Origin of the sequence: Intrasporangium sp., assembly GCF_035688975.1 — a bacterium.
Lineage (GTDB): Bacteria > Actinomycetota > Actinomycetes > Actinomycetales > Dermatophilaceae > CALMNV01.
In genome coordinates, this window is sequence record NZ_DASSMH010000054.1 from 1 (window position 1) to 8,851 (window position 8,851).

The following is an 8,851-nucleotide window of genomic DNA, read 5'->3' on the forward strand; positions in this document are numbered from 1 at the left end:
ATTTATCTGGGGGGAGAGGGGTTTGCGATAAGCGCCGCTCCGTGCTGGAGCGGCGCTTCTCGTGGACGCGACCCCGACCGGGCTCGAACCGGCGACCTCCGCCGTGACAGGGCGGCGCGCTAACCAACTGCGCTACGGGGCCAAACTGGGTGGATCAGGTCCTGCGGGACGACTCTACTGCGTATCCCCAACGGGATTCGAACCCGTGCTGCCGCCGTGAAAGGGCGGAGTCCTAGGCCGCTAGACGATGGGGACGCATCCCGTGGGAACGTCGAAACTATAGGGGACGGCCCGAGCGGCGGCCAAATCGCCCCGAGCCCGTCCCGCTCACGCGCTCACCCGTGAGCCGGCCCAGTCCCGGACCTCCTCCGCGGACCACGTCGTGACGATCCGCTCGGCCGGGATGCCGAGCCGCTCGGCGCGCTCGCAGCCGTAGGCCTTCATGTCCAGCTGGCCGGGCGCATGGGCATCCGAGTCGATGGCGAAGAGGCAGCCGAGGTCGCGGGCAAGCTCGACCAGCTCGTCGGGAGGGTCGCACCGCTCCGGCCGGGAGTTGATCTCGACCGCCACGCCGTGCTCGAGGCACGCCCGGAAGACCTTCTCGGCGTCGAACTGCGACTGCGGCCGCGTGCCTCTCCCGCCGGTGACGAGACGGCCGGTGCAGTGGCCGAGGACGTTGGTGTGCGGGTTGCGCACGGCGGCGAGCATCCGGGGCGTCATCTCGTATGCCGGCTGGCGCAGCTTGGAGTGGACGGAGGCCGTGACGACGTCGAGCCTCTCGAGCAGGTCGTCGTCCTGGTCGAGCGAGCCGTCGAGGTTGATGTCGACCTCGATGCCGGTGAGGAGCGTGAAGGCGGCGCCCACCGAGCCCCGGATCCCCTCGACCCGCTCGAGCTGCTGCTCGAGCCGCTCGCGGGAGAGCCCGTTGGCGACGGTGAGCCGGGGGGAGTGGTCGGTCAGGGCCATCCACTCCTGGCCGAGCTCGACCGCGGCGAGCACCATCTCCTCGATGGGGCTGCCGCCGTCGGACCAGTCGGAGTGGACGTGGAGGTCCCCGCGCACGGCGGCATACAGCTCCTGCCCGCCAGTGGTGAGGGGGGCCCCGTGCTTCTCCTCGGCCGAGGCGAGGTAGGCGGGCACGACGCCGCGCAGGGCCTGCCCGATGATCGCGGCGCTCGAGTCGCCGATGCCCTTCAGCTGCTTGAGCGTGCCGGACTCGACCCGCTCCCGCAGCTCGTCGTCGGGCACGAGCCGGATGGCGGCGATGGCGCGGCGGAAGGCGTCGACCCGGTAGCTGCTCTCCCGGCCGCGCTCGAGCAGGAAGCACACGCGGCGCAGCGCCTCGAGCGGGGACATCGGCGCCTCGGGAGGCAGGGGCAGCTCCATGGGCGCCAGCGTAGGCGGGCCCGGTGACAGCCGTCAGCGCTGCGGCGCCGGGGGCGGGGAGCCGTTCGGCAGCGTGGGCGACCCGGGGGAGGCCGGGGCCGGGACGGCGCGGACGACGTCGCTGCCATAGCGCCGCTCGACCGGCGGGGCAGCGGCCGGCTCGGTGACCGTGACGAGGACCCGGTCGGCGCGGGCGTCGACGGCGACCGCGGTGATCGCCACGCCCTGCAGTCGCCAGGCGGCCAGGTCGGCCCGCACCCGGGCGGCCACCGCGCCCTTGCGGGCGGCCGTGTTCGCCACGACGCGGAAGTCCACGTCGCTCGGGGCCGGCATCGCGGAGCGGACGAGAGCCTCGAGGCCCTCGTCGTGCCGGGTGACCGTGACGACCACGTGCGTGTTGGTGGCGTCGGTGGCATACGCGCCGCCGAAGACGTCGCCGTATGCCGCCATCAGGGTCGGCGCGAGGGCGTCGAAGGCGGTGCGCTGCGGCGACGAGGCGCCGGAGAGCCATCCCGACGTGTCCCGCTGCGGCGGGACGCCGTTGCCCGCCCCGCCCGGCGCCGTGGCGCTCGGGAGCGGCAGGCCCGGAGGCACGGCGCCGGGAGTGGCCGAGGGGCCGGGCAGTCCCGGCGCGGGGGGCGCGGCGTTCGGCTCCACCGCGCCCGTGCCCTCGTCCCCGCCGCGAGCCTGGGCGTCGGCCGCGCGGCCGGCGGCTGTGGTGGAGGAGCCCCCGGGCAGGTGGGTCGCGGCCCAGCCGGCGCCCACCGTGCCGACGAGGGCGACCGCCGCCGCGGCGCCGAGCACACGGGCTCGCCGCCGCCCGGCCCGGGCCCGGCCACGCAGCAGCGCCCGCTGGACGAAGAGGTCGTCGTCGGGCGGGGTGAGGTCGTCGACGGCCCTCAGTGCGCGGCGCAGCTGGTCCTCGCTCATGTCAGCGCTCCTGCTCCGGTGCGGGGTGGTTCGGCGAGACGGTCGCGCAGGGCCGCGAGGCCGCGCGAGATCTGGCTCTTGATGGTGCCCTCGGCGACGCCGGTGCACTCGGCGATCTGCGGCACGGTGAGGTCCTCCCAGAAACGCAGCACCAGCACGGCGCGCTGCCGCTCCGGCAGGCCCTCGAGGAGCCGGGTCAGGGTCAGCGCGAGGTCCCGGTCGGGCTCGGGCAGGGCCGGCTCGGGAGTGGAGTCGGTGAGCACCTCGCGCCGCCGCTTGCGCCGGTCGTTGAGGTAGAGGTTGAGCATGGTGCGCCGCGTGTACGCCTCGTGCGCCCCGGCCCCGATGCGCGGCCACGCGACGAAGACCCTGGCGAGCGCCTCCTGGACCAGCTCGTCGCCGTCGGCCCAGTTGCCGCAGAGCAGGAAGGCGCGGCGCCGCAGCAGGCTCTGGCGCTCGACGACGAACGCCCGGAACGCTGCCTCGTCCCTGCCTCCCATCGGCCCTCCGGGTCCGCCTCGTGCCGCGCCGGCGCCCGCCCTGCGAGAGGCCGGTCGCGGTCTGCCTCTAGTGTCCTCCACCCGCAACGACACGCGGGCACGCCGAACCGTTCCCTGCCGCCCCTCCGTTGTGGCCAGGCCGTATGCCGCCCACCGGGGGCGCTCAGCCCACCCGTCCCAGCGCGAGGAGCGCGTGCAGCAGCGCCGCGATCGTCTCGCCGTCGGTGATCGACCCGTCACGCACAAGCCCGAGGACGTCCGCGACGGGCAGTCGCCGGACCTGGCGAATGCCCTCCTCCGCCGGCGTGGCCACATCGTGGTCGGCGGCAGCTGCGAGCCCGGTGGCGAGGAAGACGTGCTCCGGCGCCCGGCAGATGCCGTTGAGTGCCTGCATGGTGCCGACGTGCCGCCAGGTCCGGGCGACGAGGCCGGTCTCCTCGACGAGCTCGCGCTGCGCCGCCGCGAGCGGGTCCTCGCCGTCGGTGCCGCCGGACGGCAGCTCGATCGAGGGCCCCACGGTGTGCCGGTCGACCGTGACGAGGACGACCTCGTCGGCGTCGCTGAGGGCCACGACGAAGACGGCGGGCTGGCGCAGCTCCACCACCCCGTAGAGGCCCGGGCTGCCGTCGGGCCGGGTCACGGCGTCCTCCCGCACGACGATCCACGGGTTCTCGTAGGCGACGCGGCTCTCCCGGGTGGGCCAGCTCATCCGCGTGCCTTGGGCTCCATGGGCCTGTCCATGCGCTGATCCTCGCCCATCCGGTCGTCGCCCATCCGGTCCTCGCCCATCCGGGAGACCCTCACGCCGCGGACTCCAGCCCGAGCAGGTACTCCTTGGCCGCCAGCCCGCCGAGGTAGCCGCCCAGCGCGCCGTCGGTGCGCACGACGCGGTGGCACGGCACGACCACGGGCAGCGGGTTGGTGGCGCAGGCGGAGCCGACCGCCCGCACTGCCCGGGGGCTGCCGGCGGCGGCGGCGACGACGGCGTAGCTCTCCCTCGCGCCGTAGGGGATGCGCCGCAGGTGCTCCAGCACGACGAGCCGGAACCCGCGGGCGAGGCGCAGGTCGAGGGGCACGTCGAAGCCGTGGCGTCGGCCCGCGAAGTAGTCGTCGAGCTGCGCGGCCGCCGGGTCGAGCTCGCGGTGGCTGCGCAGGACGCGCGGGCCGAGGAGGGCGGCGAGCCGGGCGAGGACCGCGTCGTGCCCCTCCCGGGCGAAGGCCACCCGCACCAGGCCGACCGGCGTGGCGGCGAGGAGGAGCTCACCGAGCGGGCTGTCGACGGTCCGGTAGGCGACGTCGACGAGCGACTCGTCGCGGGCCCGGGCGGCGAGCTGGTCGTGCAGGGCGGCGAGCCGGTCGGGCTCGTCGGCAGCGGTGAGTGCGGTCGTGAGCGTGGTGGTGAGCGGAGTGGTCGGGGCGGTGGTGGTCTCGGGGCCAGGCGAGGAGAGCAGGTCGGACATGGTGGTCACACCTCCGGGTGCGGTTGGTAGGTCCTGCGTAGGGCGGCGATGCCGTCGGCGGCGGCGCGCCGGGCCGCCACGGCGGTGCCGCCGACGATGCGCGCCACGTCGGCGTGGGGCAGGCCGGCGACGTGGTGGTAGGCGACGCACTGCCGTTGCTTCGCCGGCAGCGCGGCGAGGGCCGCCCACAGGCAGTCGTCCGACAGTGCCGCCTCCGGGCCGGCGTGGTGCCGCTTCGGCGGGTCGGGGACCTCGGCGACGGGCACGGCTCGTCTGGCCTCGGCCCGCCGCACGTCGAGCGCCTTGCGGTGCGCGATGGTGACGAGCCAGGCCCGCACGTCGGCGCCGTCGGGCAGCGTGGGCCACGCCCGGAGGGCCGCGAGGAACGTCTCCGACCAGGCGTCGTCCGCGTCGACCGGCCCGAGCACGGCCCGGCACACGCGCAGCACGACGGCGCCGTGGTCGGCGACGGCCTGCTCGAAGGGCTGCTGCATGCTAGGTAGACGCTCCGCCCGGCCCGGATGTGAGGTCCGGCTCAGGGCAGCCGTCCCGCTCCGACGTCTGCGGGGCTCACGACCCCGGCTCCTTCGGCTGCGGCGGCACGACGCCCTCGGGCACCGGGACCGGGAACTCCGCGGCATAGTCGCCGTAGGCCCGCGGGTCCTCCGAGGGCTCGAGGTGGCAGGTCAGGGCGAGGTCGTCGAAGTCCTCCCGCACGGCCGCCTCGATCTCCTCCATGAGGTCGTGGCCACGCTGCACCGACCACGCGCCCGGGACGAGCACATGGACCTCGGCGAAGCGGTGGTGACCGGACACTCGGGTCCGCAGCCCGTGGAAGTGGACGCTGTCGGACGTGAAGCCGCTGAGGACCGCAGCGATCGCCCGGTTGTCCTGCTTGCTCATGGCGACGTCCATGAGGCCCGACACCGACTCCGAGAGCAGCCGCCACCCGGTCACGACGATGTTGACGCCGACGAGGAAGGCGATGACGGCGTCGAGCCGCTCGATGCCGGTCACCGCCACGAGCAGGACTCCCACCACGACCCCGGCGGAGGTCCACACGTCCGTGAGGAGGTGCTTGCCGTCCGCGGTGAGGGTGAGCGACCGGTAGCGCCGCCCCGCCCGGATCAGCACGGCGGCGGCGCCACCGTTGATCAGCGACGCGGCCACGGAGATGAGCAGGCCGACGCCCACGTTGTCGAGCGCCCGGGGGTGCAGGAAGCGCTCGACGGAGGTCCACATGATGACGAGCGCGGCCACGAAGATCATCTGGCCCTCGATGGCGGCCGAGAAGTACTCCGCCTTGGAGTGCCCGAAGTGGTGGTTCTTGTCCGCCGGCAGAGCCGCGACCCGCAGCGCGATGAGGACGGCGATGGCCGCCACGAGGTTGACCACCGACTCCGCGGCGTCGGACAGCAGCCCCACGGAGCCCGTCACCAGCCAGGCCGCCGCCTTGAGGGTGATCGTCGAGACGGCCGCCGCGATGGAGAGGTAGGCGAAGCGGCGCAGGTCGCGGGTGGGGCGCGGCGCGTCAGGTGTGGGCTCGGCGGGGATGGGCACTCCCCCATTGTCGCAAAGCGGCGGGTTCCGGCGTCCCGCACGCCCCAACGCCGGGCCGGTGAGGGAGAGGGACCGGCCGTGGTCGGCCGGCATCCCCCCTGCACCCGCGACAATGATCAGATCCGCTGGCAGGCTCTCGCGCTGAACGGCATACGCGCTCCTGTCCCGCAGCCGTGGGCGGAGGGCCGGGAGGCAGCCGTCCGTCGCGGCCGGGCCGAGCGTGCGGGCAGGCTTCGGGGGCTCCCGGCAGGAGGGAGGTGAGGAACGGGCCGGGGTGGGTAAGACAAGGGGACCGATCACGGCAACGAGAGGAGCACGACGATGGGTTTGGACGACAAGGCCAAGAACCTGGCCGAGGACCTCGGCGGCAAGGCCAAGGAGGCCGCCGGCAAGGCGACCGACAACGAGCGGCTCGAGGCCGAGGGCCAGGGCGACCAGGCGGAGGCGGACCTCAAGCAGCGGGGCGAGCAGCTCAAGGACGCGGCCGGCGACGTCAAGGACGCGTTCAAGGGCTGACGGCCTTCAGGTATGCCGCGGAGCCGGGTCCCGAGCGGGGCCCGGCTCCGCGGCATACGAGCGAGGCAGGTGAGCGACACACGCGAGCCGAAACCCCGTCGGGGACGTCAGGATGGTGGCGCCGGCGGCCAGCCGGTGCCGGGGCCGCCCGAGGGCTGCACGAGGCCGATGTCGTAGGCGTGGATGACGAGGTGGACCCGGTCGGGCGCCTTGAGCTTGGCCAGCAGGTGGCCGATGTGGGTCTTGACGCTGCTCTCGGCGAGGTAGAGCTCGTGGGCGATCTGCGTGTTGGTGAACCCCTGGGCGATGAGGCGCAGCACGGCCCGCTCCCGGGGTGTCAGCAGCCCCGCGTCCTCACGGACCCGGTCGGGGGACGGCAGGAAGCGCGCGTAGTGCTCGAGCAGCCGGCGCGTCACGGCAGGAGCGAGCAGGGCGTCCCCGGCCGCGAGGACCCGGACCGCCCGCACCAGCTCGTCCGGGGTGGCGTCCTTGAGCAGGAAGCCGCTGGCGCCGGCCCGGAGCGCGCCGAGGATGTAGTCGTCGAGGTCGAAGCTCGTCACGACGAGGACCTTCGTGCGGGGCGCGTCGGCTTCGACGATGAGGCGCGTCGCCTGGACGCCGTCGAGGACGGGCATTCGGATGTCGAGGACGGCGACGTCCGGCGCATGGCGGGCCACGAGCTCGACGGCCTGGCGCCCGTCGGAGGCCTCCGCCACCACCGTGATGTCCGGCTCGTAGTCCAGGCACGCGCGCAGCGCACCGCGCATGAGCGGCTGGTCGTCGGCGATGAGCACCCGCACGGTCATCCCGGGACCTCCGCGACGGACAGCGGCAGCACGGCGTCGACGACGAACCCGCCGCGGGGGAGCGGGCCGGCGGTCATCGACCCACCGCACTGGGCCACTCGGTCGTTGATGCCCTGCAGCCCCGGGCCCGGCGCGGCCGCCGGGCTGGTGGGCCCGTGGTCTCGCACCCGGATGCGCAGGTGGTCCGAGGCAAAGGAGAGGCGCACCTGGACGGGGGAGCCGGCGGCGTGCAGCAGCGCGTTGGTGATCGCCTCCTGCAGGATCCGGTAGGCCTGCAGCTCGAGGACGCCCTGGAGTCGTCGACGTGGACCGACGACCTCGAGGTCGATCGCGATCCCCGCCGAGGCCACCGTGCGCACGAGGTCCTCGACCCGGTCAAGGAACGGCGTGGCGCCGACCGCAGCATCCCCCTCCACCGGGTGGAGCACGCCGACGAGCTGGCGCATGTCCTTCAGGGCCTGCCGGCCGACGTCCTCGATGGAGGCCAGCGCCGCTTCGCCCTCCGAGCCCTCCGGAAGGCGGCGTCGGGTGGACGCCGCACGGGTCACCATGATCGCGAGGTGGCTGGCGAGGGTGTCGTGCAGCTCGCGGGCGATGCGGGCACGCTCCTGCGCCGCTGACAGGGCGCCGATCGCAGCCTGCTCCTGGAGCAGTCGGTGCGCGCGGTCCTCGAGGATGCCTGCCCGCTCCTCGAGCAGCCGGGCGCGGGTGCGGCGCAGCTGGTCGCCGCGGCCCAGGGCCCAGGCGGCGACCATGCCAAGGACCCGGGTCAACCACTCGTCGTCCACGGCCGGTCCGATGAGGGCGATGACGCTCGCGCCGACGATGAGGCAGACCGCCACGAGGGCCGGCAGGGCCTTGTGCAGGGGCCACCGTTGCCCCGCGGTGTAGACCGCGATGAGGAGGGCGTAGGGCAGCGGCAGGAGGGGGTAGTCGAACGCGTTGCGCACGACCTCGGTGGCGACGACGACGGCGAGGACGATGCCCGGCGTGGCCCTGCGCGACAGCAGGGCGGCACAGCCGAGGAAGACCAGCGCCACGCCGAGGAGGTCCGGTGTCCTGGAGTGCAGGTCGCCCTCGTCCGTCTCCAGGACGACGGAGACGCGGTCGACGAAGGTGACGATCGACAGGACGGCGACCGAGACGGCGAGCAGGAGGTCCTTGCTGGACCACGCGCGGCCCAGGCGTCTGCGGCGGGTGGACGCGCGGGACCCCCCATCGGACGTCACCATGACCGGACCGTGCCCGGTGCCCGGTGGCTCGTCCCCCGGCGGTCGCTCAGTCTCCCCCTGCGGTACCGGTCGGCTCCGCCACCAGGCGCTGCGGATCCGGTCCCCGAGACCGACGCTCATCCGAATCCCCCCAACTTAGCCTCATTTCAAGAGTAGGGCGCCGCCGGGCTGCGGGGGTCGGAACGGCACTGCTGGCGGGGACACCATGACCAGCGCCACCGCGTCGCGTCCCGGCTCTGACAAGGGGGAACGGGACGTGCAGACCTCGGAACGCAGCAACCTCGGCCTGGGGCGGGCGGTGGTGGGTGCCCGGCTCAGGGCCGGACGGCTGTTCCTCGCCCTGGCGGTCGCCATCCTCGTGCTCGGTGCAACGTCGCTGGGCGCGGCGAAGCTCGACTTCCTGCCCGAGTTCCAGCCGCCGTCGGTGCAGGTGCAGACCGAGGCCCTCGGCCTGTCTGCGA

General features: G+C 74.2%; 11 protein-coding genes and 2 tRNA genes. 2 read left to right on the plus strand and 11 right to left on the minus strand.

All coding sequences use genetic code 11. The features are described 5' to 3' along the window. Positions 1 to 68: 68 nt before the first annotated feature. The 9 genes from VFJ94_RS05690 to VFJ94_RS05730 form a co-directional block, all read right to left on the minus strand. Positions 69 to 142: transfer RNA gene (locus VFJ94_RS05690), tRNA-Asp, on the minus strand. Between the two features lie 40 nt (positions 143 to 182). Continuing rightward, positions 183 to 255 (minus strand) — tRNA-Glu (locus VFJ94_RS05695). A gap of 72 nt (positions 256 to 327) precedes the next feature. Beyond that, the gene (locus VFJ94_RS05700) at positions 328 to 1,386 is read right to left on the minus strand and encodes a PHP domain-containing protein (RefSeq protein ID WP_325003229.1); all 1,059 of its coding nucleotides are present in this window, start codon (positions 1,384 to 1,386) and stop codon (positions 328 to 330) included. A 33-nt stretch (positions 1,387 to 1,419) separates the two neighbouring features. Continuing rightward, a complete protein-coding gene (locus VFJ94_RS05705) occupies positions 1,420 to 2,316 on the minus strand; it encodes a hypothetical protein (protein WP_325003230.1) in 897 nt (298 codons plus the stop codon). Next, positions 2,313 to 2,816 carry a SigE family RNA polymerase sigma factor gene (locus VFJ94_RS05710; RefSeq protein WP_325003231.1) on the minus strand — a complete coding sequence of 168 codons (504 nt, stop codon included), beginning with the start codon at positions 2,814 to 2,816 and terminating at the stop codon, positions 2,313 to 2,315. Before VFJ94_RS05710 ends, VFJ94_RS05705 begins: the two co-directional genes overlap by 4 nt. Before the next feature lie 163 nt (positions 2,817 to 2,979). Beyond that, positions 2,980 to 3,525, minus strand: coding sequence for an NUDIX hydrolase (locus VFJ94_RS05715; protein ID WP_325003232.1), 546 nt, complete (start codon positions 3,523 to 3,525; stop codon positions 2,980 to 2,982). Positions 3,526 to 3,616: 91 nt separating this feature from the next. Further along, positions 3,617 to 4,276 (minus strand): methylated-DNA--[protein]-cysteine S-methyltransferase, encoded by a 660-nt coding sequence (locus VFJ94_RS05720; protein WP_325003233.1) that lies wholly within the window; start codon positions 4,274 to 4,276, stop codon positions 3,617 to 3,619. Between the two features lie 5 nt (positions 4,277 to 4,281). After that, positions 4,282 to 4,770: an RNA polymerase sigma factor gene (locus VFJ94_RS05725; RefSeq protein WP_325003234.1), complete on the minus strand. Its 489-nt coding sequence runs from the start codon at positions 4,768 to 4,770 to the stop codon at positions 4,282 to 4,284. Between the two features lie 76 nt (positions 4,771 to 4,846). After that, the gene (locus VFJ94_RS05730; RefSeq protein WP_414654572.1) at positions 4,847 to 5,830 is read right to left on the minus strand and encodes a cation diffusion facilitator family transporter; all 984 of its coding nucleotides are present in this window, start codon (positions 5,828 to 5,830) and stop codon (positions 4,847 to 4,849) included. Between the two features lie 327 nt (positions 5,831 to 6,157). Between VFJ94_RS05730 and VFJ94_RS05735 the strand changes: the two genes are divergently transcribed. Beyond that, positions 6,158 to 6,352, plus strand: a complete 195-nt coding sequence (locus VFJ94_RS05735) for a CsbD family protein (RefSeq protein WP_325003236.1) — start codon at positions 6,158 to 6,160, stop codon at positions 6,350 to 6,352. A gap of 107 nt (positions 6,353 to 6,459) precedes the next feature. On the opposite strand, the gene VFJ94_RS05740 is transcribed toward VFJ94_RS05735, so the two are convergent. Then, a complete protein-coding gene (locus VFJ94_RS05740) occupies positions 6,460 to 7,158 on the minus strand; it encodes a response regulator transcription factor (RefSeq protein WP_325003237.1) in 699 nt (232 codons plus the stop codon). After that, a complete protein-coding gene (locus VFJ94_RS05745; protein ID WP_325003238.1) occupies positions 7,155 to 8,390 on the minus strand; it encodes a sensor histidine kinase in 1,236 nt (411 codons plus the stop codon). The genes VFJ94_RS05740 and VFJ94_RS05745 overlap by 4 nt, the downstream gene beginning before the upstream one ends. Before the next feature lie 205 nt (positions 8,391 to 8,595). Between VFJ94_RS05745 and VFJ94_RS05750 the strand changes: the two genes are divergently transcribed. Then, positions 8,596 to 8,851: hypothetical protein (locus VFJ94_RS05750; protein WP_325003239.1), on the plus strand; the 256-nt coding region annotated here is incomplete at its 3' end.